The 26771-nt window shown below is 54.2% G+C and carries 23 protein-coding genes; 10 read left to right on the forward strand and 13 right to left on the reverse strand.

Annotated features, from left to right (window positions below):
* Positions 1-67: 67 nt before the first annotated feature.
* Entirely contained in the window at positions 68-4921 is a 4854-nt protein-coding gene (locus ACTJIK_RS10250; RefSeq protein WP_440646276.1) for a PKD domain-containing protein, read from the reverse strand.
* A 200-nt stretch (positions 4922-5121) separates the two neighbouring features.
* Here ACTJIK_RS10250 and ACTJIK_RS10255 point away from each other — a divergent pair, with 200 nt between their 5' ends.
* The gene (locus tag ACTJIK_RS10255) at positions 5122-5727 is read left to right on the forward strand and encodes a methyltransferase domain-containing protein (protein ID WP_440646277.1); all 606 of its coding nucleotides are present in this window, start codon (positions 5122-5124) and stop codon (positions 5725-5727) included.
* 98 nt (positions 5728-5825) lie between these two features.
* Positions 5826-6503, forward strand: a complete 678-nt coding sequence (locus tag ACTJIK_RS10260; RefSeq protein ID WP_440646278.1) for a rhodanese-like domain-containing protein — start codon at positions 5826-5828, stop codon at positions 6501-6503.
* A gap of 38 nt (positions 6504-6541) precedes the next feature.
* On the opposite strand, the gene ACTJIK_RS10265 is transcribed toward ACTJIK_RS10260, so the two are convergent.
* Positions 6542-7261, reverse strand: coding sequence for a hypothetical protein (locus ACTJIK_RS10265; RefSeq protein WP_440646279.1), 720 nt, complete (start codon positions 7259-7261; stop codon positions 6542-6544).
* Between the two features lies 1 nt (position 7262).
* On the reverse strand, positions 7263-8774 hold the full coding sequence (locus ACTJIK_RS10270) for a carboxypeptidase M32 (protein WP_440646280.1): 1512 nt from the start codon (positions 8772-8774) through the stop codon (positions 7263-7265).
* Between the two features lie 38 nt (positions 8775-8812).
* Here ACTJIK_RS10270 and ACTJIK_RS10275 point away from each other — a divergent pair, with 38 nt between their 5' ends.
* The 5 genes from ACTJIK_RS10275 to ACTJIK_RS10295 all read left to right on the forward strand — a co-directional run bounded on the left by ACTJIK_RS10275 (position 8813) and on the right by ACTJIK_RS10295 (position 14785).
* Positions 8813-9907, forward strand: coding sequence for a Nif3-like dinuclear metal center hexameric protein (locus ACTJIK_RS10275; protein ID WP_440646281.1), 1095 nt, complete (start codon positions 8813-8815; stop codon positions 9905-9907).
* A gap of 3 nt (positions 9908-9910) precedes the next feature.
* Positions 9911-10663: a zinc ribbon domain-containing protein gene (locus tag ACTJIK_RS10280; protein WP_440646282.1), complete on the forward strand. Its 753-nt coding sequence runs from the start codon at positions 9911-9913 to the stop codon at positions 10661-10663.
* 129 nt (positions 10664-10792) lie between these two features.
* The gene (locus tag ACTJIK_RS10285; protein WP_440646283.1) at positions 10793-12232 is read left to right on the forward strand and encodes a tetratricopeptide repeat protein; all 1440 of its coding nucleotides are present in this window, start codon (positions 10793-10795) and stop codon (positions 12230-12232) included.
* 39 nt (positions 12233-12271) lie between these two features.
* Positions 12272-13924: a DNA repair protein RecN gene (gene recN / locus ACTJIK_RS10290; protein WP_440646284.1), complete on the forward strand. Its 1653-nt coding sequence runs from the start codon at positions 12272-12274 to the stop codon at positions 13922-13924.
* A 48-nt stretch (positions 13925-13972) separates the two neighbouring features.
* Positions 13973-14785: an enoyl-ACP reductase FabI gene (locus ACTJIK_RS10295; protein ID WP_440646285.1), complete on the forward strand. Its 813-nt coding sequence runs from the start codon at positions 13973-13975 to the stop codon at positions 14783-14785.
* Positions 14786-14916: 131 nt separating this feature from the next.
* Here the strand turns inward: ACTJIK_RS10295 and ACTJIK_RS10300 are convergent, their stop codons facing one another.
* Positions 14917-15138, reverse strand: coding sequence for a DUF2795 domain-containing protein (locus ACTJIK_RS10300; RefSeq protein WP_012794455.1), 222 nt, complete (start codon positions 15136-15138; stop codon positions 14917-14919).
* Positions 15139-15238: 100 nt separating this feature from the next.
* Here ACTJIK_RS10300 and ACTJIK_RS10305 point away from each other — a divergent pair, with 100 nt between their 5' ends.
* A complete protein-coding gene (locus tag ACTJIK_RS10305) occupies positions 15239-15892 on the forward strand; it encodes an ABC transporter ATP-binding protein (RefSeq protein ID WP_440646286.1) in 654 nt (217 codons plus the stop codon).
* A gap of 4 nt (positions 15893-15896) precedes the next feature.
* On the opposite strand, the gene rfbD is transcribed toward ACTJIK_RS10305, so the two are convergent.
* From rfbD to ACTJIK_RS10335, 6 genes are all read right to left on the reverse strand, one after another.
* Positions 15897-16748: a dTDP-4-dehydrorhamnose reductase gene (rfbD, locus tag ACTJIK_RS10310; protein ID WP_440646287.1), complete on the reverse strand. Its 852-nt coding sequence runs from the start codon at positions 16746-16748 to the stop codon at positions 15897-15899.
* Between the two features lie 9 nt (positions 16749-16757).
* The gene (rfbC, locus tag ACTJIK_RS10315) at positions 16758-17315 is read right to left on the reverse strand and encodes a dTDP-4-dehydrorhamnose 3,5-epimerase (protein ID WP_440646288.1); all 558 of its coding nucleotides are present in this window, start codon (positions 17313-17315) and stop codon (positions 16758-16760) included.
* The gene (rfbB, locus tag ACTJIK_RS10320; protein ID WP_440646289.1) at positions 17315-18370 is read right to left on the reverse strand and encodes a dTDP-glucose 4,6-dehydratase; all 1056 of its coding nucleotides are present in this window, start codon (positions 18368-18370) and stop codon (positions 17315-17317) included. The genes rfbC and rfbB overlap by 1 nt, the downstream gene beginning before the upstream one ends.
* Before the next feature lie 123 nt (positions 18371-18493).
* Positions 18494-19438: a UDP-glucuronic acid decarboxylase family protein gene (locus tag ACTJIK_RS10325; RefSeq protein ID WP_440646290.1), complete on the reverse strand. Its 945-nt coding sequence runs from the start codon at positions 19436-19438 to the stop codon at positions 18494-18496.
* 12 nt (positions 19439-19450) lie between these two features.
* Positions 19451-20764 (reverse strand): UDP-glucose dehydrogenase family protein, encoded by a 1314-nt coding sequence (locus ACTJIK_RS10330; RefSeq protein WP_440646291.1) that lies wholly within the window; start codon positions 20762-20764, stop codon positions 19451-19453.
* Between the two features lie 6 nt (positions 20765-20770).
* The gene (locus ACTJIK_RS10335; protein ID WP_440646292.1) at positions 20771-21898 is read right to left on the reverse strand and encodes a DegT/DnrJ/EryC1/StrS family aminotransferase; all 1128 of its coding nucleotides are present in this window, start codon (positions 21896-21898) and stop codon (positions 20771-20773) included.
* Positions 21899-21999: 101 nt separating this feature from the next.
* Here ACTJIK_RS10335 and ACTJIK_RS10340 point away from each other — a divergent pair, with 101 nt between their 5' ends.
* Entirely contained in the window at positions 22000-23265 is a 1266-nt protein-coding gene (locus ACTJIK_RS10340) for a glycosyltransferase N-terminal domain-containing protein (RefSeq protein WP_440646293.1), read from the forward strand.
* Here the strand turns inward: ACTJIK_RS10340 and ACTJIK_RS10345 are convergent.
* The gene (locus tag ACTJIK_RS10345; protein WP_440646294.1) at positions 23235-24008 is read right to left on the reverse strand and encodes a hypothetical protein; all 774 of its coding nucleotides are present in this window, start codon (positions 24006-24008) and stop codon (positions 23235-23237) included. The genes ACTJIK_RS10340 and ACTJIK_RS10345 overlap by 31 nt on opposite strands.
* 89 nt (positions 24009-24097) lie before the next feature.
* Between ACTJIK_RS10345 and ACTJIK_RS10350 the strand changes: the two genes are divergently transcribed.
* Positions 24098-24697 carry a thymidine kinase gene (locus tag ACTJIK_RS10350; protein ID WP_440646295.1) on the forward strand — a complete coding sequence of 200 codons (600 nt, stop codon included), beginning with the start codon at positions 24098-24100 and terminating at the stop codon, positions 24695-24697.
* On the opposite strand, the gene ACTJIK_RS10355 is transcribed toward ACTJIK_RS10350, so the two are convergent.
* Positions 24675-25154, reverse strand: a complete 480-nt coding sequence (locus tag ACTJIK_RS10355) for a GtrA family protein (protein ID WP_440646296.1) — start codon at positions 25152-25154, stop codon at positions 24675-24677. The genes ACTJIK_RS10350 and ACTJIK_RS10355 overlap by 23 nt on opposite strands.
* Positions 25155-25240: 86 nt before the next feature.
* On the reverse strand, positions 25241-26728 hold the full coding sequence (accC, locus tag ACTJIK_RS10360) for an acetyl-CoA carboxylase biotin carboxylase subunit (RefSeq protein ID WP_440646297.1): 1488 nt from the start codon (positions 26726-26728) through the stop codon (positions 25241-25243).
* Positions 26729-26771: the final 43 nt, after the last annotated feature.

The following is a 26771-nucleotide window of genomic DNA, read 5'->3' on the forward strand; positions in this document are numbered from 1 at the left end:
ACGGATATGGGATACTATAGGTTATGGATTACACAAATCTATAATATTATTTCTATAAAACCATCGGTTATCGCAACAGCGTTATATTTCCCTTCAGCAGCATCGTCTCATTCCCGTTACAAACCACTTCCACGTAGTAGATGTACACATCCGGGTTCAGCAGCGCCCCGCCGAAGCGGCCGTCCCATCCGCAGGAGGGGTCGTCGCTCGAGCAATTGGCCCTTTCGAACACCTGTTGCCCCCAGCGGGAGAAGATCCGGAAAGATTTCACCGCGCTGATGCCCCTGCCGCGCACGTAGAAAATGTCGTTCATGCCGTCCCCGTTCGGGCTGAAAGAGTTGGGAATGAACGCGGTGCTGCCGTTGCAGATCAGCCTGACGGGCAGCAGGGCTACGGTCATGCAGCCGAAACGGTTGGTGGCGGTGATGTTGTAGGTCACATTGGTTTGCGGCGTCACTTCCGGGCTGGGGCAGTCGTAGCAGTTCAGGAATTTTTCCGGGAACCAGCGCCAGCTGGTGATGTCGTTGCTGCCGGTAACGTTCAGCAACTGCGAAGTGCCTGCCGGTATGATCCTTTCCCCGCCGGTATTCACTTCCGGGGAGGGATTAACGGTAACGGTTATACGGGTAGTGTCGGTAAAGCAGGCGTCGTTGCCGTAACCCACCACCTGGTAAGTGGTGGTTTGGGCCGGGCTGGCTACGGGACTGGCCGCATCGCTGCTGCTGAGGCCGGTGCCGGGTATCCAGCGGTAGCTTACAGCGCCTGTGGCGCGAAGCACGGTTTGCCGGCCTTCACAGATCTCCGCGTCGGCCGAGCGCACCTCAAAGGGATGGCTGACGGTAACGCGCATGGAATCGCGGCGCATACAGCCGAAGCTGTTCACGGCCAGCACCCTGTATGTTGTGTCGCGTACGGGGCTCACCACAGGATTCGGCGATGCAGGGTCAGAAATGTTGTAATCCGTCCAGGTGAATTGGGCCGGTGTTGCGTTGGTTTGTAGTTGCAGGCCCTGGCCTTCGCATACCACGGCCTGCTTCGGCGTCACGTTCAGCACGGGCAGCGGGTTCACGGCAAGGTTGAGGGTGGATGTATCCGGGCAGGTGCCTTCGTTGTTGCGGATCACCAGCTGGATGATATGTGTGCCGGGCTGTTCGAAAGGCAATTGCAGGGCGGGAACAGCGGCCGCGAAGGGCGCATTGTCCACCAGCCAACTCCACCGGGTATCGGGCATGTTCTTATTCTCCAGCCCTCGGAGAACGGCGGTTTCTCCTTCGCAGATGGGCCCTGTGGGCTGAATGAGCGCATCGGGTTTGGGAGATACTTTCACCGGCATCGTTTTCGTATCTGTGCAACCGTACCGGCTGGTGGCGGTAAGGGTGGCGGTGTAACTGCCCACATCCGTGTACAGGAAGCGCGGGTTTTCATCGCTGCTCACATCGTCCGTCCGCCCGGTTACGCCGAAATCCCAGGTGTAGGTAAGGGCGTCGCCATGGTTGTCTTTGGAAAGCGCAGTAGTGGTGTTGTTGAACAGGATCTCCGCCTGGTCGCAGGCCTGGCTGTCGTCCAGCGTGAAAGACACATTTACCTCATCCACGATGATGCTGTCTCGCGGCCCCTGTGCGGGCACTTTACAGCCCTGTGCATCTTCCAGCACCACGCGCGGGTAATACACGCCGGCCCTGTCGTATTTGTAGGTGAAAGTATTGGTGGTCGTGGTTTGAACGGTGCCGTTATCCAGGTCCCAGATATACCTTACGCTGTTGGGAGACGATGCGCTGAGCGTAATGTCGTGCGGGGCGCAGCCGGTAAGAGGAGAAATGGTGCGTGTGCCGATAGGGCCGTCTATCCTGATCTCTTTTTCAAGATGCGCGGGGCATTCCCCTTCTGAATAAACATCCAGACGGATGGTATACGTGCCCGGGAGGTTGTAGATGTGCGAAGGAGATTCCAGGTCCGACCGGCTGCCGTCGCCAAAATCCCATACGGAACGCACGAAATCGGTGCTTTGATTGGTGAGCTGCACGAGCGCGGGCGGGCAAACATTCAGTGTAGGCGGCACCGTGAAAATTGCTTTCGGATCGGGTACGGTGATGTATTCGTCTTTCTGTACAGCGGAAGAACAACCTTCGTTGTCTGCGATGTTCAGTTTTACGGTGTATTTGCCCGGTGCGGTATATGTTTTAACAGGATGAATGGCCGTGCTGGTGGTATTGTCGCCGAAATCCCAGGCGTAGCTGAGGTTTGCACCGGTGGATGTATTGCTGAACTGGAGGCCGAGGTTCTGGCAGGCGATCTGCGTAGCGGTATTGAAATCGGCATTCACGGCAATTACCGTTACCGGTTTCGTGATCTCGGTGCGGCAGCCTGCCGCGTCCACGATGGAGAGCCGCACGTCGTAAGTGCCGCGGGTGTTGAAGATGTGCTGGTAATCCTCCGGCTTGGTCTGCACGGTCTCCTCCGGTGTTCCGTCGCCGAAGTTCCAGGTCCAGGAGGTAATGCCGTAACCATGCAGGGCGGTGGAAGCGTCGGTGAACAGGCGGTCTTCATCCACGCAGCGGAGCCCGCTGACATTGAAATTGGCGACAGCGCCGTTTACCTGTATGGGCAGTATGTTGGATTCGGAGATACAGTTATTCCGGTCGGTGATCCGCAGCACCACATTGTAAGTGCCGGGGTTGCGATATTCTTTTGAAATGCCATTGCCGCCGTTGGGGGAATAGGTGCCGTCGCCCCAAAGCCACTCCCAGCGGTCGATATTGTTTTCGTTCAGGGCGTTGCGGGAAATGATAACGGATCCGCCGGCACAGATCTCAGCGTTATCGCTGGAGATCACGGGCTTTTCATCTATCACTTCAAGCGTATGGCGCATAACGGATTCGCAGTTCCCGTCGGAAACGGTGAGGGTCACATTGTACGTTCCCGTTTGTGCGTATACGTGAGCGGGAGATTGCAGGCTGGAAGTATTCCCATCCCCGAAATCCCAGCGCCAGAAGCGCGGCGTTCCGGTAATCGGGCCAAAGTCCGACCGGTCCACAAACTGCACGCGGTAACGGTCGGCGCATACGCGGGTGAAGATGAAGTCCGCCACGGGCGGCAGTATCCTGATGAAATCCACCTTGGTAAGACTTCTGCGGCAGCCGTAGTTGTTCACTTCCAGGGTAACGTCGTGCAGGCCGATACGGCGGAAAATATGATCGGGATTCTCCGCAGTTTCCTGGCTGTTGTTGTCTTCAGGGAATGTCCAGCGCCATTCTGTGCCGCGTGGGACTGACAGGTTGGTGAAATGTACCGGTCGGTCCGCGCAGGGCGCTTTGGGCGTCCCGTCAAAATCCACGACGGGTATTTCTCCCGCCTGCACGGAACTGGTCAGCACAAGGCGGCAGCCGCCGCTGGTTTCGAGTGTAAGGATCACCGGGTGGATGCCTTGTTGTGTATAAGTATGGGAAGGGGTAGGCAGGCTGGAAGTGGTGCCGTCGCCGAAATCCCAGTGGTAGCTTGCAATGCTCCCGGTAGTGGTAAGCAATGCGCTGAAGCTGGTGGTGTGCGGTAAACAGCCTTCACGCTCGCTGATGTTGAGCTGGGCCTGCGGCGCTTCCACGCGGATATAGTCCTGGAGCAGCACCTGGTCTGTGCAGCCCTGCGCGCTGGTCACCCGCAGCGAAACGTCGTAAAGGCCGAACGCGTTGTAGGTATGGGCCGGGGCAGCCGCGGTGCTGGTCTGCCCGTCCCCGAAGGTCCACTGGTAGCTGGCTGCGCCGGTGGACTGGGAAGTGAACTGCGTGGTGAACGGCACGGCGCAGCCATTCGGCGGGCTGGCGGTAAAGCTGGCCAGCGGCGGCTCATGCACGGTGATCGTTTTCGTGACGGTTTCCTCACAGCCGGGCGTGCCGGAGGTAAGGGTGATGTTATAGTCGCCGGGCTGCGCGAATAAGAAGGATGGATTGGTGGAAGTGGAGGTGCGCCCGTCCGGCAGTGTCCAGAGGCTGGCGCTGGGCGCAGGCGTGGTGGTATTGCGCAGCGTTACGTTGGCGCCTGCACAGGCCGGGCCGTCCAGTTCAAAATCCGCCCTGGTCCTTTCGATGTTAACGAATGCCGGTTTGGAGACCACGCTCCGGCAGCCAAAAGTGGTGTTGGCGGTGAGCGTCACGGTATAGTTGCCTTCGGTGTTGTAGGTGTGCGAAGGGAATTGCTGGGTGGAAGTATTGTTGCCCCCGGAAGCGGCATCCCCGAAATTCCAGGCGTAGGTCAGCCCGCCCGGGCCGGTGCTGCGGAAGTTGACCGTATGCGGTGTGACGCAGCTGCCGGGCGCGTCCGCCGTGAAATCTACACGCGGCGTTTCATCTACCCGGATGATATTGGGCATGGTCACGCTTTTTCTACAGCCGAAACTGTTCTCCACGATGGTGGTCACTGAAAAGCTGCCGCCCACCGTGTAGGTATGCGCGGAGGTGGGCCCTTCAGCAGTGTTGCCATCCCCGAAATCCCATACGATCCTGCTGATCGTGCCTGAACCGGGCGTACTGTTGTCTGTAAAAGACACGGCCAGCGGGGTACAGCCTGAGGTAACGGAAGGGGTGAAGGCCGGGGCGGGAACGTCGTGCACCGTGATGGTTACGGAGGCCGTCCTGGGCCCGCCGGGGTAAGTAACTGTTAATGTAACGTTATACGTTCCCGGATCGGTGAAGATCTTGCTCGCATCACGCGTGGTGGCGTGGGCGCCAAGGCCGAAGTTCCAGTCGTAAGCGGTGGCTCCGTTATCTGAATTGTTGGTAAATGAAACTGTGAGCGGGGCGCAACCGGATGTAACATCGGCGGTAAAACGCGCGGTTTGAGCATAGGCAGCCGGTATAGCTGTCAGGACAGCCAGCAGTAAGCCAAGAAGATATTTCTTCCAGTAGCCGGAGCGTAAACGGTGGTTCATAGGTGGTTCCTGATGTAGGTGTGTTCGCAGCTTAACTGCTGATAATACAAGTCAAAAGTAATATTTAAAAAACAATTATCTGTCTATATTAACATTATGTTTTCAATGTGTTAACTGATTTATTGCTTATTTGCCACAAATAAGGAAGTGTATCTTTTACATGATCCTCCTAATGTAATCAGTACAAACAGAATATGGACATGCAAGCATTGGATAAAGCTTACTGGAACGCACGCTACGAGCGTGGGGAAACGGAGTGGGATATGGGCACTGTATCACCCCCGTTGAGGAATTATATTGATCAGTTACCGAACAAGAACCTGCGCATCCTGATCCCCGGCGGCGGCAATAGCTACGAAGCGCGTTATTTGTGGGACAACGGGTTCAGGGATGTGACTGTGCTGGACATCTCTTCCGTGGCCGTGGAGCGCCTGAAGCGCGAGCACCATGGCACCGGGATCAAATTTGTGGCGGGTGATTTTTTTGAGCATGAGGCGGAGTACGACCTGATCATCGAGCAGACTTTCCTTTGCGCGCTGGATCCGGCGCTGCGGCAGGCCTATGCCCGGCATATGTACGACCTGCTCTGGGAAGAAGGCCGCCTGGTGGGGGTGCTCTTCAACCGTGAATTCGATCAGCCCGGCCCTCCTTTCGGCGGCGGCATCAAAGTGTACCGCCGGATGTTTGAACCATACTTCAGTTTCAAGACGTTCGCGCCTTGTTATAATTCACACCCCGCCCGCCAGGGTAAGGAGGTGTTCATCAATTTCAGGAAGCTGGACAGCATGGCGAAGCGCCGCAATTAATCACTGCGTTGGGTTTGATGATCTTCCCGGAAACCGGATTCCCGCCTGAATGCTTATCTTTACAAGCATAATTTCTCCATTAAAAGACAAAAACCAGGATGAAAAGAATGATATGGACCGCCTGTATCATGCTGGCTGCAATGGCTGCATGGGCACAGGATGCGGTAACTCCCGACGTTTTTGAGAAAGGCATGCGGCAACCCGGCGTGCAGGTGCTGGACGTGCGTACCGCGAAGGAATTCGGCACCGGCCATTTGCCTGATGCATTACAGGCCGATTTCACCAAAAAAGAAGAGTTCTACCACCGGATGGAATCCGTGGATAAAACGAAACCGGTATACATCTACTGCCTGAGCGGCGGCCGCAGTTCCGCTGCCGCCAAATGGATGCGGGAGAACGGTTACAGGGAAGTGGTGGAGCTGAACGGCGGCACCATGGCCTGGAAACAGGCAGGGAAGCCGCTCACGGGCAGCACAGGCGGCCCGCAGATGAGCGTCGCGACGTACGATAAAGCAGTGGCCGGCGGCAAATGGATACTGGTGGACGTAGGCGCGGACTGGTGCCCTCCCTGCCGTATAATGGAACCAATAGTAAAGCAGTTCGTCAAAGAAAATAAAGTGAAGGTGCTGAACGTGGACGGCGGGAAGGATACTGACGTGATGAAGAAGATCAACACCGCAACGCTGCCCACTTTTGTGCTGTATAAAGACGGGAAGGAAGTGTGGCGGAAAGAAGGGGTCGCGAGCCTGGAAGAGTTTAAGGCGGCGATGAAATAATTGCAGGAGGGGCGTTTCACTGAAACGCCCCTCCTGTTTTAACATCCTATTGAAGGATAAAAGACAATATACTTCGTTACGGTGCTGCCGTCTTTTTTCTTCCCCGTGATCCGGAAATAGATCTTATGAATAGTGACAAAGGCTGCATCTCCCGTAAGGGTGGTATTGTTCTTCACCAGCTCCAGGTAATCTTTCCCGCAGCTCCTTTCCACTTCTTTTTTCCATTCCGTTATATCCACATCGGGAAATCGTGCGTCTTCTTCCTGTGAATATTCCTTGCAGAAATAGTCCCCGTTATATTCGCCATACCCGCCTTCAAGCTGCACCCAATCCGAACGGTAATGTTTCCAGTTTTCCAGCAGGCAGATAGGCCCTTCGTTGGAAATGCCGGAAACGGTTTCATAGGATTGTTCCACCACAAGGCTGGCAAGACTGTCGCTTTTGATCTTCAGCGTTGCCCCGGCCAGCGTTTCTCCCAGCTCACCGGGACTGACGAACACGGTATCGGGGTCCGTTTGATTCACTATTGGCTCCGTAAGGCGGCAGGAGAAAACAAGCAGGTCGTTCCTGAAATGCACAACTACAGGGCCTGCCAGGGGTTGAGCAGCTTCGGTTCCGGCCTCCACCGGTTCCTGTTCCGCCGGGTCCGTAGAGACATGCTCCACCGTCAGGGTATCCGTTTCTTTTGCAGCGGGTTGCGCTGTATTGCAGGCGGCCATTACAACGGCCGCCAGGCATAGGTGCAGGATAGTTTTCATATTACAAGTTATAAATCCCGCTGTATTTTTCGGTGGCATATTCGAGGAAATAACGGAAATCCAGCTTTTCGCCCGTCACTTTTTCACACAACTCGTTGGAAGTCCAGAACCTGCCGTGGCGGTGGATATTTTCACGCAGCCAGTGCAGCAGCTGGTCGTATACGCCGGATGCGATGTCGTTCTCCAGCCCGGGTACCTGCTTTTTGGCGGCGGCGTATAATTGCGCCGCGTAAAAGCTGCCGAGGGAATAGGTGGGGAAATAACCGAAGCTGCCGTGGCTCCAGTGAATGTCCTGTAAAATGCCGTGCAGGTCGTCCGGCACGGAAACCTGTAAAAAATCCTCGTAGTATTTGTTCCAAACATCGCGCAGGTCGCCGGTTTTGAGGTTGCCGGCAATCAGTTCCTTTTCGATCTCGTAACGGATCATGACATGGAAGTGGTAAGTAAGTTCATCGGCTTCGGTTCTGATGAGCGAAGGCTGAACGAGGTTGATGGCTTTATAAAAATCCTGGATGGGAATAGCCAGCAGGTTGCTGCGGAACAGTCCCTGAAGCTTGCCGTAATGATGCTGCCAGAAAATGAGGCTGCGGCCCACATTGTTCTCCCAGAGCCGCGATTGCGATTCATGGATGCCGAGGCTGGCCGCTTCGCCGCAGGGCAGGCCGTATTCCTCGATGGGCAGGCCCTGCTCGTATAAGGCGTGCCCGCCTTCGTGGATGCAGCTCCAGGTCATATTGCCAAGGTCCTGCTCGTCTATCCGCGTGGTTACGCGCACATCCTGCGGGTTGAAGCTGGTGGTGAAGGGATGTTCGGACACATCCTGCCGGCCCGCCTTAAAATCATAGCCCATGGCTTTGAGCAGTCCCAGCCCGAATTCCCATTGCTGGTCTTTGGGATAATGGCGGGAAAGGAACTTCTTCTCCGGCGCATCCTGCAACGCTATCTTTTGCAGCAGCGGCAGCAGGGAGCTGCGCACATCGCGGAAAATACCGTCCAGCATGGCCACGTCGGCACCTTTTTCGTATTCGTTGAGCAATGCGTCGTAGGGGTGGCCGGTATGGCCGAGGATGGCCGTTTCCTGCTGTTTGAGGGCCACCATCTTTTCGAGGGCGGGTTCAAACACGGCATAGTTCTTTTCTTTGCGGGCGCGTATCCAGGAATGGTAGGCGGTATTGGTGGCGTTGGAAAGCTCGGCCACGAAAGCGGCGGGGTATTTCAGGTTCTTTTCGTAATCTTCCAGCGAAAGTGTTACATTCCTTTGCTGGATGGCGGTAAGATCGTGGCGCTGGCGCAATTCCTGCAGGAGGTTGCCCAGGGCTTCGTGGGTGAACAGCTCGTGCGCCAGGGAGCTGAGAGTGGTGAGCTGCTGGCCGCGGAAAGCGGCGCCCTTTTCCGGCAGATAGGTTTCCTGGTCCCAGCCGAGTACGGCCATGGCATTCCGTACGTCCGCTATCTGCTGCATCTTTGCTTTGTACTGTTCGTATAGCTCTGCTGAAGTTTTTTGCACTGTCATGAAAAGGATTTTATTTTACAAATCTATTCTTTTAAGATATGACCATCCGTGATATTATACAAGTCATCGAAACATTTGCACCCCTGAGCTACCAGGAATCCTACGACAATGCCGGCCTTATTTTCGGGCGGCCGGAGTGGGAAGTGAAAGGCGCGCTGCTCACGCTGGACGCCACGGAAGCCGTGCTGGACGAGGCGCTGGAGAAAGGCTGCAACCTGGTGATCGCCCATCATCCCATTGTTTTCGGCGGGCTTAAAAAGATCACCGGGCGCAATTACGTGGAAAGGGTGGCCATTAAAGCGATCAAGCACGACATTGCCGTATATGCGGCCCATACCAACCTGGACAATGTGAGGGCCGGAGTAAGCGCCATGATGGCCGAAAGGCTGAACCTCACCCATACCAAAGTGCTGGATTCCAAGCGGGAACTGCTGCGGAAGCTGTTCACCTTTGTGCCCGTGGCCGATGCGGAAACGGTACGCAACGCGCTTTTTGCCGCTGGCGCCGGGCATATCGGCAAATACAGCGAATGCAGCTTTTACCACGAAGGCACCGGTACCTTCAAAGGCCAGGCGGATACGGACCCTTACGTGGGCAAGCCCGGCGAAAGGCATGCGGAAGGGGAGGTGAAGGTGGAGGTGATCTTCCCGGCCTGGATGGAAGGGAAGGTGGTAGACGCCATGCTGAAACATCACCCTTACGAAGAGGTGGCCTACGACATCGTGAAGCTGGAAAACAGCTACGCCGAAGTGGGTTCGGGGCTGACGGGACTGCTGCCCGGGGAAATGGAGGAAATGGACTTCCTCCGGCTGGTAAAAGAGCGCTTCCGGACGGGCTGTGTGCGGTATACCCCTTTGCGGGGCAAAAAAGTGAAGAAGGTGGCCGTTTGTGGCGGGGCGGGCAGCTTTTTGCTGAAACATGCCAAAGCGGCGGGGGCAGACGCTTACGTGAGCGCCGACTTCAAATACCATGAATTTTTTGATGCTGAAAATCAATTAATTATAGCAGATGTCGGACATTTTGAGAGCGAACAGTTCGCGGTAGACTTATTTTATCATATATTGACCGAAAATTTTAGTAACTTCGCGCCTCTAAAATCTACCATCAACACAAACCCGGTAAATTATTTGTAATACATGGCTACTGTTAAAGAATACAACGTTGAGGAAAAGCTGGTTTCTGTACTGCGGTTACAGAAGTACGATTCCAAGTTGGACGAAATCCAGATCCTGAAGGGTGAGTTGCCGATCGAAGTGCGGGACCTTGAGGATGAGATTGAAGGGTTGAACCTGCGCCAGACTCATATCGAAGATGAACTGAAAGGCATCCAGGATTTCGTGGCCGCCAAAAAAGCTGCCATCAAGGAAGCGGAGGCACTGGCTAAGAAATACGAAAAGCAGCAGGATAATGTAAAGAACAGCCGCGAGTTTGAGGCCATTTCCAAAGAAGTGGAAATGCAGAACCTGGAGATCAAGCTGGCTGAGAAACATATCAAAGACGCCAACGAAGAAATAAAGGAAAAGACCCGCGCCCTGGAAGTTGCCAAAAAGGCCGTGGCCGATAAAGAGCTGAACCTGAAGCACAAAAAGGGCGAACTGGAAAAGATCATTGGGGAGACCGACAAAGAAGAGAAAGCATTCCAGAAACAATCCGAAGACGCCCGCGAAAAAGTGGATGCCCGCCTGCTGGCCGCTTACGAAAAGATCCGCAAGAACTACCGCAACGGCCTGGCCGTGGTAACCGTTATGCGCGACTCCTGCGGCGGCTGCTTCAACGCCATCCCCCCGCAAAGGCAGGCTGAGATCCGCCAGCGTAAAAAGATCATCGTTTGCGAACATTGCGGCCGCATCCTGGTAGACAACGACCTGGAAGCTACCGTGACTATCTAAACGGTTCCGCGGAACGCCCGCGAAAAGATATAAAGGAACTCCGCGCATGTCCATTGCGCGGAGTTCCTTATTTTTGTCCCTATGCGTTTCATTTTTCTTATAGCCTTTTTTTGCAGTATAACCGTAACCGTGAGTGCGCGGCAAAAAAAGTTCGAATTCAATGCCCGCTGCCAGCAAGCCTACGATGCCATCATGCAGCTGCGCCTCAATACCGGCAAGGCTCTCCTCGAAGAAGAAAAACGCGCCAACCCCGACAATCTCATTCCTTATTTCATCGAGAACTACGCGGATTTTTTCATCCTCTTTTTTAATGAAGACCCGGCCGTATACGCCCGCCAGCGCAAGCAGCGCGCCGCAAGGCTGAGCCTTATGGAACAGGGGCCTGAGGATTCTCCTTATTACCTTTATACGCAGGCCGCTATCAAATTCCAGTGGGCGATGATAAGGGTGAAGTTCGGCGAAAAATGGGATGCCGTTTGGGAGATACGCAAAGCGTACCTCACGTTGAAAGACAACCAGCGCAAATTCCCGAAATTCCTGCCCAACAACATGATCGCCGGCTCCATGCAAACCGTGTTCGGCACCATTCCCGAAGGTTATAAATGGATCACCAACATCCTGGGGCTCAGGGGCAGCATCAAAGACGGTATGGCCTCGCTGCAAACCGTGATAGACAGCAACGATCCCACCGCGGCGCTGTTTAAGGAAGAATCCTATTATTACTACTGTTATCTCAAACTTTTTATAGAGAACAAACCCGAGCAGCTGTGGGCCTTCATACAACGCAAGCAGCTGGACACGAAGAACAATTACCTCTTCGCTCTCATGGTGGCCAACCTGAGCCTGAATAACCAGAAGGCTGACCAGGGTATCAAAGTACTGGAAGAACGCAACCAGGGCCCTGAATATGCCGAGATATGGTACAAGGATTATGTGCTGGGCCTTTTGAAGCTGGAACGCCAGGATGCGGATGCCATCGTGCACCTGGAGCGGTTTGTGAATAACTTCAGGGGGAAATTCTACGTAAAGGAAGCTTTGCAGCGCCTGAGCTGGGCCTATTATATGAAAGGGGACATGGCCGGCGCCAACCGTTACCGCAGCCTGATTTCCCAGCGGGGCAATACCGAAACGGATGCGGACAAGCAGGCGCAGAAAGAAGCCAAAAGCGGCAAATGGCCGGACCCCCTGCTGCTGAAAGCCCGCCTGCTGAGCGACGGCGGATTTTACGAACAGGCCAGGGAACTGCTGCTCACCAAAAGGGCGAACGACTTCCCGACCGTTGAGCTCAAACTTGAATACGCCTACCGCCTCGCGCGCATCTACGACGAAATGGGTATGGACAGCAGCGCCATCAAGCTTTACGAAGCCACGATTAAAATAGGCAGCAACCGCCCCGAATATTTTGCCGCCCGCGCAGCCCTGCAATTGGGGTATATTTATGAAAAAATGGGAGACAAGGCCAAAGCGAAACAGAGCTTCCAGACCTGCCTGGACATGGAAGGCCACGATTACAAGAATTCGCTGGACCAGCGCGCAAAATCCGGTATGCTTCGCCTGGAAGGGAAATAATTCGCAATTAATTAAGAACTTAGACCTGGAAAATCTTATATGCTATACCGCTTAGTTATTCAGAATTATGCGATCATCGACAACCTGGAGGTGGATTTCTCCCGGAACCTCAACGTGATCACCGGTGAAACAGGCGCCGGTAAATCTATCCTGCTGGGCGCGCTCAGCCTCATCCTGGGAGAGCGGGCGGACCCTTCGGTGCTGTTCGACAAAACCCGCAAATGTGTGATAGAAGGCATGTTCAGAGTGAAACCTCAGCAGGTGCAGGCTTTTTTTGAGACCCATGAGCTGGATATGGACGAGGCCGTGATCATCCGCCGGGAGATCAGCTCCGCCGGCAAAAGCCGGGCATTTGTGAACGATACCCCGGTGAACCTTTCCCAGCTGAATGAGCTCAGCAGCCTGCTGGTGGATCTTCACCAGCAGTTCGACACGCTGGAGCTGGAAAAGTCCGGTTTCCAGCGCGAAGTGATAGACGCGCTCGCAGGCCACCAGGAACAACTGGGCGCCTTTACCCGTCAATACCAGCAATACGCGCGCCTGCAGAAGGAATTGAACGACCTCCGGCATCAGCGTGAAAATGCCAATAAAGAATCCGATTACAATAAATTCCTGCTGGACGAGCTACTGGAGATCAGCCTGCAGGAAAACGAAATAGAAACGCTGGAAGCGGAACAGCAGCTGCTGAGCCATGCCGAAGAGATCAAAGGCACGCTGAGCCGCATTTATTTCCAGCTGAAAGAAGACGAAACGCCGGTATTGCAGCAACTGCGGCAATTACAATCGTCCCTGCAAACGCTGGCCGCTTTTCATAAAGAAGTGCCCGCGCTGGCGGACCGTATGCAAAGCTCTTACGTGGAGCTGCAGGACATTGCCGCCGAAGTGGAGCGCCTCAACGACCAGGTGCAGTACGACGGCGAACGCATGGAGCAGCTGAACGAAAGGCTGGCGGCGGCTTACAGGCTGCAAAAGAAACACAATGCGCACAGCACGGCGGAGCTGCTGCAGATCAGGGACAACCTCCAGCAGAGCCTGGATGGCGTACTGAACCTGGACGACCGCATACAGGAACTGGAAAAACAAAGCGCTGAAGCATTGGCTTCGCTGGATGCAACAGCCGCACAGCTGTCTGCCCGCCGCAAAGCGCAGGTAGAGCCTTTCGAGCAGAAGGTGAATGCCCTGCTTGCGCAGGTAGGTATGCCGAATGCGCGCATCAGGGTGGATATACAGGAATGCCCCCTGCATGCTTTCGGAAAAGATAACATAGAATTTCTCTTCGACGCCAATAAGAGCAATAACTTCGGGCCTATCCGCAAAGTGGCCTCAGGCGGCGAACTGAGCAGGCTGATGCTTTGCATAAAGAGCCTGGTGGCTCGTTCTGTGGCATTGCCCACGCTTATATTCGATGAAATAGACACCGGTATCTCAGGAGAAGCCGCCAAACAGGTTGGCGTGATCATGAAAGAGCTGGCCAGGGGCCACCAGGTGATCTGCATCACGCACCAGCCGCAGCTGGCCGGCAAGGCGGATGCGCATTATTTTGTGTACAAGCATATGGAAGAAGACAAGGTGAAGACCCATGTGCGGCTGCTTTCGCAGGACGAGCGGATCACCGCCATCGCCAAAATGCTGGGCGGCGAGAAGCCAACAGCAGCAGCGATCGAGAATGCGCGGGAGATGGTTATGCAATAACATTTCAATTTTCGACTTTAACTACTAAATTTGCCCAAATTTTAATCAATGGCCCACAACTTATTACAAGGGAAGAAAGGTATCATCTTTGGCGCGCTGGACGAGAATTCCATTGCCTGGAAGACTGCAATGCGCTGCGTAGAGGAAGGCGCGCAGATCGTGCTCACCAATGCGCCTATCGCATTGCGTATGGGTGAGATCAACAAGCTGGCCGAAGCCTGCAAAGCCCCGGTAATACCGGCTGATGCCACCAGCATGGAAGACCTGAACAACCTCTTCACCAAATCTATGGAACATTTCGGCGGCAAGATCGATTTTGTGCTGCACTCCATCGGTATGAGCGTGAACGTAAGAAAAGGCAAACCCTATACAGACCTCGATTACGACTTTTTCCATAAAGGGCTGGACATTTCCGCGATGAGCCTCCACCGTGTGCTGCAAACCGCGTACAAGCTGGATGCGCTCAACGAATGGGGCTCTGTGGTGGCGCTCACGTATATCGCCGCGCAGCGCGTGTTCCCCGATTACAGCGACATGGCAGACGCCAAGTCCATGCTGGAATCTATCTCCCGCAGCTTTGGCTACCACTACGGTGTGAAAAAGAAAGTGCGCATCAACACTATTTCACAGTCTCCCACCAGGACCACGGCGGGCAGCGGCGTGAAAGGCTTCGGCGACTTCATCAGCTACGCTGAGAAAATGAGCCCGCTGGGCAACGCTACTGCAGATCAGTGCGCTGACTACACCGTAACGCTGTTCTCCGACTACACCCGCATGGTTACCATGCAGAACCTGTTCCACGACGGCGGCTTCTCTTACACCGGCGTATCCCAGGCCGCGATCGAATCGATGGGAGAATAAGACAGAAAAAGGGCTCAGGCCTGAAAAATAAAAACCGTCCCGGTAGTGTTTTACCAGGACGGTTTTAATTTTTTCCAGCATAGGCAAACGCTGTGGGGCGAGTGATGATGATGGGGCTGAGAGGGGCGGGACTAATATTCGTCTTCGTTGAAGAAGAAGTCGTCTTGCGACGGATAGTCAGACCATATATCCTCTATGCCTTCATAAATTTCACCCTCATCCTCCAGTTCCTGAAGGTTTTCGATAACTTCGATGGGTGCACCGGAACGGATGGCGTAATCTATGAGTTCGTCTTTTGTGGCTGGCCATGGAGCATCCTCCAGGTACGAGGCCAATTCTAAGGTCCAGTACATCGTATATAAATTTTTACTTTTCCAAATTTTCGCAAAAGTATTATTTAATTTGAAATAAACAACTATTACTATTTTAACGGCTAATTTACTTCGCTTGGTTATGCTTACCGCTCGCAATGTTACCAAAAATTATTCCAACCTCCAGGTGCTCCGCGGGGTGGATATTTCTGTCAGTAAAGGAGAGATCGTTACCATCGTTGGTTCTTCCGGCGCCGGGAAAAGCACGTTGCTGCACATCCTGGGTACGCTGGACAGCCCTACCGGCGGGGATATTTCCATTAACGGGATACAAACCAGCACTTTACAGGGCCGGCGCCTGGCAGACTTCAGGAACCGCCATATCGGCTTCATTTTCCAGTTCCACCACCTGCTGCCGGAGTTCAATGCCCTGGAGAACGTGAGTATCCCGGGGTATATTGCCGGGGCAAAGAAGGCTGCGGTAAAGGAAAGAGCGGAATATCTCCTGGAAACGCTGGGGCTGAAAGACCGGATGGATCACCGGCCCAAGGAGCTTTCCGGCGGAGAGCAGCAGCGGGTGGCGGTGGCCAGGGCGCTGATCAACAACCCGGCGGTGATCATGGCAGACGAGCCTACCGGCAACCTGGATTCGCGGAACGCGCGGGAGCTGCACCAGCTTTTCCTCCAGCTCCGCGACCAGTTCAACCAGACCTTTATCATCGTAACCCATAACGAGGAGCTGGCCACACTCAGCGACCGCCAGCTCGTAATGAAAGACGGGAAAATAGTCAGTTAGGTTGCTATTTACCGAGGCAGACTGCCAAACTGTCCCGCCAGTAGGGTACCTGCAACCCGAAAGCCGATTTGATCTTTTCCTTGTTTAAGACGCTATAAGCCGGTCTTTGTGCCGGGGTGGGGTATTGATCCGACGTGATGGGATTGACCGCGCATTTGGACCCCGTAAGCTCCTTTATGGCCACGGCAAAATCGTACCAGCTGGCCACACCCTCGTTGCTGTAATGGTAAATGCCGCCTTCCGCCAGGGCGGGATGCCCGAGCATGGTAAGGATGGCATTGGCCAGGTCCGGCGCATAGGTGGGCGTGCCTGTCTGGTCGAACACCACATTCAGGCTTTCCCTTTCTTTCATCAGCTCCTGCATGCGCAGCGCAAAATTGACGCCGGTGCGGGAATAAAGCCACGACGTGCGGATGATCACCGCCTGGGGATGGTAACCCAGCACAGCGGCCTCTCCGCGCAGTTTCGACGCGCCATATACGCTCTGGGCTGAGGTCTCATCTTTTTCAGTATAGGGCCGGTTGCGGCGGCCGTCAAAAACATAATCCGTGGAGATCTGGATAAACGCGCTGTTGTGCTGTGCGGACACTTCGGCGAGTATCAGCGGCGCCTGGAAGTTCAGCAGGAACGCGGCTTCCTCGTCCTGTTCCGCCTTATCCACCGCTGTGTAGGCCGCGCAGTTGATCACGGCGTCTATCTGCCGGCTGCCGAAAAAGGCGTTCACCGCATCCGCATCGGTGATGTCAAGCTCTTCCCTGTCTGTATAGATCAGTTCGAAATCAGGATATTGTGCGGCTACGGATTGCAGCGCCTGGCCCAGCTGGCCATTAGCGCCTGTTACCAGGATATGTTTCATATTCGTTTATTACTGAAAAGTGAAATTATGTTGAACGTCTGCCAGCAGCGGCAATACTTTGTCTTTTTCAGACACCACTGCTTCGGTAAGCGGGATGCCCCAGTCTATTTCCAAAGCCGGATCGCTGTACAGGATGCCGCCTTCGCTGGATTTGTTATAAAAGTTATCGCATTTGTACATCACCTCCGCGGTAGCGCTCAGCACGGAATACCCATGGGCAAAGCCCTGGGGCACCAGCAGCTGGAGCTTGTTTTCGGCGGACAGCTCGATGGAAAACGCTTTGCCGTAGGCGGGCGACCCCTTGCGGAGGTCTACCACCACGTCCAGTATACGGCCTTCCAGCGTGCGTATCAGCTTGGTTTGCGCATATGGCGCCGCCTGGAAATGCAGGCCGCGCAGTACGCCGTAGGTGGAGCGTGCCTGGTTGTCCTGCACAAATTGAATATCAACTCCTTCTTCACGGAAGGTATTGGCGTTGTAGCTCTCGAAAAAATATCCCCTTTCGTCTCCATGCACCTTCGGTTCGAAGATCAGGAGGCCCGGGATCCCTGTTGGTCTGAATGGCATTATCGTTGCTGGTATTGTTCCTGGTAATATTGTTGATAGGCTCCGCTGGTAACATGTTGCAGCCATTCTTCGTTGGCAAGGTACCAGTCTACGGTTTTTTCGAGCCCTTCCTCGAACTGGAGGCTTGGCGCCCAATCCAGTTCCCTGTTGAGTTTGGTGGCATCAATAGCGTAACGGAGATCGTGGCCCGCCCTGTCTTTCACGAAAGTGATGAGCTTTTCGGAAGCACCTTCCTCACGCCCCAGCTTGCGGTCCATTACTTTGCACAGCAGCCGGATGAGATCGATGTTCTTCCATTCATTGAACCCGCCGATGTTGTAGGTTTCGCCAATGCGCCCGTTGTGGAAAATGGTGTCGATCGCACGGGCATGGTCTTCCACGAACAGCCAGTCGCGCACGTTTTCGCCTTTGCCGTAAACAGGAACGGGCTTATTGTTCCTGATGTTATGGATGGCCAGCGGGATCAGCTTTTCAGGGAAGTGATGGGAACCGTAATTGTTGGAGCAGTTGCTCAGCACCACGGGTAAATGGTAGGTGTGGTAGTACGCTTTCACAAAATGGTCGGAGCTGGCTTTGGAGGCGGAATAGGGAGAACGCGGGTCATAAGCGGTCTCTTCCGTAAAAAAGCCTTCCTCGCCGAGCGAGCCGTATACTTCGTCGGTAGACACATGGTAGAAGCGTTTGTTCTCCATATCGTCTTTCCAGTATTGGCGCGCAGCATTCAGCAGCACGGCGGTGCCCAGCACGTTGGTCCTGATAAAGGCCAGCGGGTCCAGGATGGAGCGGTCCACATGGCTTTCCGCCGCGAGATGGATCACCCCGTCGAATTTGTATTTTTCAAAGAGGCCATTCACGGCGTTTTCGTCCGTGATGTCCACCTTTTCGAAAATGTAATTAGGGCTGTTTTTAACGTCAGACAGGTTTTCAAGGTTACCGGCGTAGGTGAGGGCATCACCGTTCACAATGGTGTAAGAAGGATATTTGCTTACGAATAGCCTCACTACATGGGAGCCGATAAAACCGGCGCCGCCCGTGATCAACAACGTTCTTTTCATCCGTTAATATATTTTTTTAAGAGGCCGGGTGAAATTTTCATGTACATTATCCGCACACATATTTGTCTTTTAAAAGGCTCATGCATGTGTGGAAAATGTATCATCCCCGGATTCATATGAGGGTTATTTTCCCAATGCCTGTTTGAAATATTCGTACGTGATCTTTAATCCTTCCTTGCGGCCCACTTTCGGTTCCCAGCCCAGTAATTGCTGAGCCTTGGTGATGTCCGGCTTCCGCTGCTTCGGGTCGTCTTTCGGCAGGGGATGGAATACGATCTTCTGCTTGGTGCCGGTGAGTGAAATGATCTCTTCGGCGAATTGCAGGAGGGTGATCTCAGCCGGGTTGCCGATATTCACTGGCAGGTGGTAATCGCTCAGCAGCAGGCGGTAGATGCCTTCCACGAGATCGTCCACATAACAGAAAGAACGCGTTTGCGAACCGTCTCCGAACACGGTAAGGTCCTGCCCGGTAAGCGCCTGGCTCATGAAAGCAGGCAGCGCGCGGCCATCGTCGAGCCGCATGCGGGGGCCGTAGGTGTTGAAGATGCGTATAATGCGGGTTTCCACGCCATGGAAATTATGATAGGCCATGGTGATGGATTCCATGAAACGTTTGGCTTCGTCGTATACACCGCGGGGGCCTACAGGGTTCACATTGCCCCAGTATTCCTCCGGTTGGGGATGCACGTTCGGATCACCGTATACTTCCGAGGTGGACGCCACCAGGATGCGCGCGTTCTTCGATTTGGCCAGGCCCAGCAGGTTGTGCGTGCCCAGTGAACCCACTTTCAGGGTCTGGATGGGCATCTTCAGGTAATCGATGGGGCTGGCCGGGGAGGCGAAATGAAGGATATAATCCAGCTCGCCGGGGATATGCACGAACTTGGTGACATCGTGATGGTAATATTCAAATTCCTTGAGCGGGAAAAGGTGCTCAATGTTTTTGATGTTGCCCGTCAGGAGGTTATCCATGCCGATTACATGATAGCCCTCTTTAATGAAGCGGTCGCATAGGTGGGAGCCCAGGAACCCGGCAGCACCGGTGATCAGTACGCGTTTTTTAGTCATAGTGTATATATTTTATCGTTTCACCGCCTGGCGGCCAACGCTTTCATAGTGAAAACCAAGTTCTTTCATACGGGGTACTTCAAAGAGGTTGCGTCCGTCGAAGATAGCGCTGTTCTTCAGGCTGCTCTTGATCTTGTCGAAATCCGGCGTGCGGAATACGCTCCACTCGGTTGCAATGATCAGCGCATCGGCTTCTTGCAGTGCTTCGTACTGGTGTTCTGCAAATTTGATCTTGTCGCCCACCACCTGCTTCACATTAGCCATGGCTTCGGGGTCGAAGGCGGTAACGGTGGCGCCGGCTGCCGTCAGCGCTTCGATAATATATAAGGCCGGAGCTTCGCGGATGTCGTCTGTATTGGGTTTGAAAGCCAGGCCCCACAGCGCGAAATGTTTCCCTTTCAGGTTACCTCCGAAGAATGCTTCGATCTTGGGCAGGAGGAACAGCTTCTGTTTTTCGTTCACATCCATTACGGCTTCCAGTATCTTAAAATCGTATTTGGCTTCCTGCGATGATTTCACCAGCGCCTGCACGTCTTTCGGGAAGCAGCTGCCGCCGTAACCGATGCCGGGGAACAGGAAACGTTTGCCGATGCGGTCGTCGCTGCCGATGCCGCGGCGAACCATGTCCACATCCGCGCCCAGCTTCTCGCAAAGTACGGCGATCTCGTTCATGAAGGAGATCTTGGTAGCGAGGAAGGAGTTGGCGGCGTATTTGGTCAGCTCGGCGGATTTTTCGTCCATAAAGATCACCGGGTTGCCCTGGCGCACAAACGGCGCATAGAGGTCGCCCATGATCTTGCGCGCGCGTTCGGATTCTGTGCCGATCACCACGCGGTCCGGCTTCATGAAATCCTCCACGGCAACGCCTTCACGGAGAAATTCCGGGTTGCTCACCACGTCGAATTCAACGGTGGCATTTTTAGCGATGGCAGCATGCACCTTGTCGGCAGTGCCAACGGGAACGGTGCTTTTGTCCACGATCACTTTGTAATCTTTCAGCATTTTTCCCAGCTGGTCAGCCACCCTCAGAATATAGGAAAGATCGGCGGAGCCGTCTTCTCCCGGAGGGGTGGGCAGCGCGAGGAAGATCACCGCTGCATCGCGGATGCCTTCTTCGAGATCGGTGGTGAAATGCAGTCGCTCTTCTTTCAGATTGCGTTCAAACAATTTTTCCAGACCGGGTTCATAAATAGTGATCTGTCCGGAGGAGAGCTTTTTCACTTTGTTGACATCTATGTCTACACAGGTTACATCATTGCCAGTCTCGGCAAAACAGGTACCGGTAACGAGTCCTACGTATCCGGTGCCTACTACGGTAATTTTCATGCGGGGCTAGTTTAAAAATGATTTAATCGAATAAATGATATGGTCTAACTGGTCACGATCCATTTCCGTGTGGACGGGCAGGGAAATACATTTCCCCGTCAGGGTGTCTGTTACGGGCAGGTGCATGTTGGTGGCGGTCATGCCTTCGAACATTTTCTGACGGTGCGCGGGCACGGGGTAATAGATCATGGACGGTACTTGTTTACCGGCCAGAAATTCCTGGAGCTTGTTGCGGTCCGCACCTTCCAGCTGGAGCGTATACTGATGGAATACATGCAGCTGGTTGGGGGCCTCGTAAGGTGTTATGATCTGTGGGGTATTGGCAAAGGCGGTGTTGTAAGCGTTGGCAACTTCCCTTCTGGAAGCAATATATTGATCGAGTAATTGCAGCTTGATGCGGAGCACTACGGCCTGGAGGGTATCCAGCCTGCTGTTCACGCCCACTTCATCGTGGTAATAACGCTGGCTCTGGCCGTGGTTGGCGATCATCCTGATCTTTGCAGCCAGGGCATCGTCGTCGGTGAACAGGGCGCCGCCGTCTCCGTAACAGCCCAGGTTTTTGCTGGGGAAAAAAGAAGTGCAGCCGATATGGCCGAAGGTGCCCACTTTTTTGGTGGTCCCGTCTTTTTTCGTGTAATGGCTGCCGATAGCCTGTGCATTGTCTTCTATCACGTAGAGGTTATGGCGCTGCGCAATGTCCATGATCGCCTCTATATCCGCGCTATGGCCGTACAGGTGAACCGGCACGATGGCTTTTGTTTTGGGGGTGATTGCTTTCTCAATCGCCTGCGGATCAATGCAGTACGTTTTCGGATCGATATCCACGAACACAGGTTTGAGCCTCAGAAGGGCTATCACTTCCGCGGTGGCAATAAAAGTAAAGGAAGGGGTGATCACTTCATCGCCCGGCTCAAGGCCCAGGGCCATCATGGCTATCTGGAGCGCGTCGGTTCCGTTTGCGCAGGGAATCACATGCTTCGTGCCCAGGTATCCCCCCAGTTCCTGTGAAAACTGCTGTACAGGGGCTCCATTAATGAAAGCGGCACTTTCCAGCACATCCTGAATGGCTGCATCTACCTGCGGTTTAATCTTGCTGTATTGGCGTTTTAAATCCACCATCTGAATAGGAACCATGTAGGATATCAATTTTAGAGTCCGCAAATTTACAAATTTTGGGATAGGTGTAGGGACTATCTTTGCGAAGGTTTCGATTTATTGGGTTAATTATCAATTCTGTGAGTTTATCGATTTTTTGCTATAATGCCGGTATAGGCGCTTACCGTGCGGCTTTAGGGCTGGCGGCCGGTATCGGGGGGAATAAAAAAGCGCAGCTGTGGGTGAACGGCCGGAAAGACCCCTGGCCCGCCCTGGAGGCGGCTATGAAGGGCGCCGGCCGGGTGCTCTGGGTGCATGCTGCCTCACTGGGGGAGTTTGAACAGGGAAGACCCGTGCTGGAAGCGCTTCGGAAGGAATATCCCGGCCTGCGCATCCTGCTCACTTTTTTTTCGCCTTCGGGTTACGAGGTGCGGAAAGACTATCCCGGCGCGGACCACGTTTGTTACCTCCCGCTGGATACCCCGGCCAATGCCAGGCGTTTCCTGGATATTGTGAAACCCTCCCTCGCCATTTTTATCAAATATGAATTCTGGTATCATTACCTGGATAATATGTATGCCCGCAAAGTGCACGTGATCCTCATTTCCGGCATTTTCCGCCATGGACAGGTGTTCTTTAAATGGTATGGCGGTATGTTCAGAAGCTTGTTAAAGCGTATGGACCGGCTTTTTGTGCAGAACGACGCTTCCCTTCACCTGCTGAATATCCATGGTATCGGCCAGGTGACGGTGGCGGGAGATACGCGGTTCGACCGGGTATGGCAGCTGCGGCAGCACCCGGTGAGCCTGCCGGAAATAGAGCGGTTCATCACCATGGATAACGTGCTCGTGGCGGGCAGCACCTGGGAAGCGGATGAAAAGGTGATCGCTGAATGGTGGTATGGCGGCGGCCGGGAAGGCCGCCAGCTGGTGCTGGCCCCGCATGAGATCAATGCGCCGCATATTGAGCATATACAAACGCTGTTCCCTGATGCGGTAAAATATTCGGAATTCGCCGCCGGCAAGGCCGGTCCGGCTTCAGTGCTCATTATCGATAACGTGGGCATGCTCTCCGCACTGTACCGGTATGGCCGCACGGCGTACGTGGGCGGCGGTTTCGGGAAGGGGGGCATTCACAACCTGCTGGAGCCCGCCACTTACGGGAAACCGGTGATCATAGGCCCGGTCTTTCACCAGTTCCTGGAAGCGGAAACGCTGGTACAAACGCGCGGCGCGATCGTGATCAATAATGCGGAAGAATTACGCAGGGCGATAGAAGCACTGAAAGATCCCTATTATTACGGGCAGGCAGCGGAAATTGCCGGGCGCTTCGTAGAGGAGAACCAGGGCGCGACAGAAAAGATCGTGCGGTATATTCAGGAAAAACGTTTCCTCACGAGCGAATAGAACTGCTTCACCAGGTGGTCTGATTCATCCCATCCCAGCTTGATCTTCAGCTCGCGCTCTATCCAGTATTCGGCATCCTGGAGGGAAGCGGCCTCGTTGATGGTTTTGAGCGAACGCTCGTACATGCTGTGGTCGCCGCGGAAAAGCTCCTGTATGAACTGGAACTTGTCGTTGATGCCGATGGCGCTTTTCAGGTCATTGATGCCAATGCCGCTGAGCTTTTCGCCTACTTCAAGATTATTTTTGCGGAGTGTATCGTTCAGGGAAGGAGATTGTTTGCCTACCAGCTCATTCAGTTCCTTGCGGATATTGCTGCCATTGGTATGCTCTGGTTGCGCAGGTTTGGGCTGAACGGGCGGCGGCGGATCGAACAGGGTGGCGGCTGCGGGCTTTTCTTCAGGCCGCGGCGGCTTTACCGGCACACGGTCCGGCGCATAACCATTCTGCTGTACATTGGGTTGCAGCACCTTTTCCTGGGCAGGCTGTGCTTTTTCCGCGGCAGGCTGAATTTTTTCAGGCTCCTGCGGCGGGGGAGGAACTACCTGTTTTTCCACAACAGGCATATGCGCGGGCATAATCACGGCCACATGGCCATTGCCCCGAATTTCCTGTTGTTTCTGCAGATTGCGCTGGTGAAGTATTTCAGCCTGCAACAACTGCGTATAGTAGGATATGGTTTGCAAACCGGCAGCTGAATTTTTCAGTTCCTGCAGTTTGTCAATTAATGCATTTATCTTTTCCATGCCTTAATTGTTAACGCCATCTAATGGAAATTATTTTAATTGCACTAAGTTATACTTTTTTAACCACTTAGTAATCAAAATACTATAATATGTTTATTGAACCTTCTCTTACGGGAGGTCGCCGCGGATGGATCGAAGTTATCTGCGGCTCCATGTTCTCGGGCAAAACGGAGGAACTGATCCGCAGGCTGAAGCGCGCCCGCTTCGCCAACCTGAGCGTGGAAATATTCAAACCCGCCATCGATACGCGGTATGACGAGGAACAGATCGTGTCTCACAACGAAAACAGGATCTTGTCCACGCCGGTAGACAGCTCGCAGCAGATATTGCTCCTGGGCCAGGGGGTGGATGTGGTGGGCATAGACGAAGCGCAGTTTTTTGACCTGGAGCTCCCCAACGTGTGCGACCAGCTGGCGCTTGCCGGCATGAGGGTGATCGTGGCGGGGCTGGACATGAATTTCCAGGGAGAGCCGTTCGGCCCCATTCCCGCATTGCTGGCCAAAGCGGAATACATCACGAAGCTGCATGCCATTTGTGTGCAATGCGGCAACATCGCCACGCACAGCTACCGGAAAAGTAAAAATAAACAGGCGGTATTATTAGGGGAAACCGATCTGTACGAGCCGCGGTGCAGGGATTGTTACAACCGGGGCGAAGAATTGACCGCTACGGCTCGACCTTCACTTTAAAAGTGAACTTTTTCTGCGTGATATAACTGAAAGACACTACGATAATAATGGTCAATACCTTGCCGATCATCGCATCCAGGCCGCAAACGTCCACGAAAAGTTTCATGCATACATAATTCAGCAAAAGGCAGCATGCCACAAGTATTACGTACCTGACCAGCTGTACCCTGCCGCGCAGATTGGAGTCCGAGAAAACAATATATTTATTGAGCAGGAAACCTGTAGGAAAGCTTACAGCAAAGGCCACCAATACAGCGGCTATGTGAGAGGTCATTGTAATAAAAGGAAGGCGTACCAGCTGTTCTTTGAAAATGATGTAGTTGGTGATAGAGAACAACGTGAAATCCAGGAGCGTATTCCCGCCCCCGCAGGCAATGTAGCGGAAGGTCTGGAAAGGCATCATTTTTGAAAAAGGCTTGTAGAAAAATGCCAGTATGTTGAATATCAGCTGTTTCATTTGTAAAACGCTGCAAAGCTACAAACGGAATTTTAAATATAGATACGGCGGCGGGATTTTAACATCACTATAATGTCGCCCGCCTGCTACCGGTATGTTTTCCTTGATTTCCATTTTGTGGGGGTAGCCTGCGCCGTGTTCACCGCCGTCGCGGGCCGGGCTGCAGCCTGCCACAGCTGTGCCGCCAGGATGGCCGCCGCACGGGTAGTCTGTTCGTCTTTATTTTCCAGCGCCTGCGGCGTGAAATACCGGGCAATGAAGTTGGTATCGAAATTCCCTTCAATGAACGGGGCCTGCTGCAGGGCCCATTTGCCGAAAGGCAAAGTAGTGCGGATGCCGGTTACACGATATTCGTCTATTGCGCGGAGAAGCCTTTCCCTGGCTTCTTCCCGGGTGGCGCCCCAGGCTATCAGCTTGGAGATCATGGGGTCGTAGAAAATGGGGATGTCCATGCCTTCTTCATATCCATCGTCTACCCGCACACCGTAGCCCTGCGGGCGGATGTAGGTCTCAAGGCGCCCGGTATCGGGCAGGAAGTTGTTGGCGGGGTCTTCCGCGCAGATGCGCAGCTCTATGGCATGGCCGTTGATCTTCAGATCGTTCTGCGTGAAAGGCAGCCTGCCGCCGTCCGCAATGCGGATCTGTTCTTTCACCAGGTCCAGCCCGGTGATCATTTCTGTAACGGGGTGCTCTACCTGCAGGCGGGTGTTCATTTCCAGGAAATAGAAGTTCAGTTGGTCGTCTACCAGGAATTCCACGGTGCCTGCGCCATAATAGTTGCAGGCGCGGGCCACGTTCACCGCGCATTCGCCCATGGCGGCGCGGATGGCCGGGGTAAGCACGGAAGAAGGCGCTTCCTCGATCAGTTTCTGGTGGCGGCGCTGAATGGAACATTCCCTTTCGAAAAGGTATACGCAATGGCCATGCTGGTCGCCCAGCACCTGTATTTCAATATGCCGCGGGGCGGTCACGTATTTTTCGATGAATACGGCATCGTCTCCAAACGCGCTGAGGGCCTCATTTTTGGCGAGCTGTATCTGTTCTTCCAGTTCGCTTTCCTGCTGCACCACGCGCATGCCTTTGCCGCCGCCGCCGGCGGATGCTTTGATGAGGATGGGGAAGCCGGTCTTTTTCACCACTTCCCGTGCTTCGTCGATGCTGCGCAGGGGCGTTTCCGTGCCGGGCACCATGGGTACGCCGAACTGCTGCGCCGCCTGTTTGGCTGCCAGCTTGCTGCCCATCACTTCAATAGAAGCGGCGGAGGGGCCGATAAAGATGAGTCCCGCTTCGGTAACCGCGCGGGCAAAACCGGCGTTCTCGCTCAGGAAGCCATAGCCGGGATGGATCGCGTCCGCACCCGTCTGCCGCGCCACTTCAATGATCTTTCCGCCCAGCAGGTAGCTCTGGCTGGAAGGGGCGGGGCCGATGCAAACGGCCTCATCCGCGTATTGCACAAAAGGCATCGTACGGTCCGCTTCCGAGTAGACGGCAACGGTGGCAATACCCATTTCCCTGGCTGAACGCATGACGCGGAGCGCTATTTCCCCGCGGTTGGCAACTACGATCTTCTTCATACGGTTTGTTCGCTGGTTGAATCAAAGGGCTAAAGTTAATGGA

Source organism: Chitinophaga sp. 22620 (assembly GCF_052044405.1).
GTDB lineage: Bacteria > Bacteroidota > Bacteroidia > Chitinophagales > Chitinophagaceae > Chitinophaga.

Bases quoted from the DNA above. Each gene is read 5' to 3' on its own strand.
- ACTJIK_RS10305 (WP_440646286.1), top strand. From the start codon at position 15,239: ATGCTTACCGCTCGCAATGTTACCAAAAATTATTCCAACCTCCAGGTG.
- ACTJIK_RS10265 (WP_440646279.1), bottom strand. From the start codon at position 7,261: ATGAAAACTATCCTGCACCTATGCCTGGCGGCCGTTGTAATGGCCGCC.
- ACTJIK_RS10325 (WP_440646290.1), bottom strand. From the start codon at position 19,438: ATGACTAAAAAACGCGTACTGATCACCGGTGCTGCCGGGTTCCTGGGC.
- ACTJIK_RS10275 (WP_440646281.1), top strand. From the start codon at position 8,813: ATGACCATCCGTGATATTATACAAGTCATCGAAACATTTGCACCCCTG.
- rfbB (WP_440646289.1), bottom strand. From the start codon at position 18,370: ATGAAAAGAACGTTGTTGATCACGGGCGGCGCCGGTTTTATCGGCTCC.
- ACTJIK_RS10270 (WP_440646280.1), bottom strand. From the start codon at position 8,774: ATGACAGTGCAAAAAACTTCAGCAGAGCTATACGAACAGTACAAAGCA.
- ACTJIK_RS10330 (WP_440646291.1), bottom strand. From the start codon at position 20,764: ATGAAAATTACCGTAGTAGGCACCGGATACGTAGGACTCGTTACCGGT.
- ACTJIK_RS10350 (WP_440646295.1), top strand. From the start codon at position 24,098: ATGTTTATTGAACCTTCTCTTACGGGAGGTCGCCGCGGATGGATCGAA.
- ACTJIK_RS10280 (WP_440646282.1), top strand. From the start codon at position 9,911: ATGGCTACTGTTAAAGAATACAACGTTGAGGAAAAGCTGGTTTCTGTA.
- ACTJIK_RS10300 (WP_012794455.1), bottom strand. From the start codon at position 15,138: ATGTACTGGACCTTAGAATTGGCCTCGTACCTGGAGGATGCTCCATGG.
- ACTJIK_RS10355 (WP_440646296.1), bottom strand. From the start codon at position 25,154: ATGAAACAGCTGATATTCAACATACTGGCATTTTTCTACAAGCCTTTT.
- rfbC (WP_440646288.1), bottom strand. From the start codon at position 17,315: ATGCCATTCAGACCAACAGGGATCCCGGGCCTCCTGATCTTCGAACCG.
- ACTJIK_RS10345 (WP_440646294.1), bottom strand. From the start codon at position 24,008: ATGGAAAAGATAAATGCATTAATTGACAAACTGCAGGAACTGAAAAAT.
- ACTJIK_RS10295 (WP_440646285.1), top strand. From the start codon at position 13,973: ATGGCCCACAACTTATTACAAGGGAAGAAAGGTATCATCTTTGGCGCG.
- ACTJIK_RS10335 (WP_440646292.1), bottom strand. From the start codon at position 21,898: ATGGTTCCTATTCAGATGGTGGATTTAAAACGCCAATACAGCAAGATT.
- ACTJIK_RS10255 (WP_440646277.1), top strand. From the start codon at position 5,122: ATGCAAGCATTGGATAAAGCTTACTGGAACGCACGCTACGAGCGTGGG.
- recN (WP_440646284.1), top strand. From the start codon at position 12,272: ATGCTATACCGCTTAGTTATTCAGAATTATGCGATCATCGACAACCTG.
- ACTJIK_RS10260 (WP_440646278.1), top strand. From the start codon at position 5,826: ATGAAAAGAATGATATGGACCGCCTGTATCATGCTGGCTGCAATGGCT.
- rfbD (WP_440646287.1), bottom strand. From the start codon at position 16,748: ATGAAACATATCCTGGTAACAGGCGCTAATGGCCAGCTGGGCCAGGCG.
- ACTJIK_RS10250 (WP_440646276.1), bottom strand. From the start codon at position 4,921: ATGAACCACCGTTTACGCTCCGGCTACTGGAAGAAATATCTTCTTGGC.
- accC (WP_440646297.1), bottom strand. From the start codon at position 26,728: ATGAAGAAGATCGTAGTTGCCAACCGCGGGGAAATAGCGCTCCGCGTC.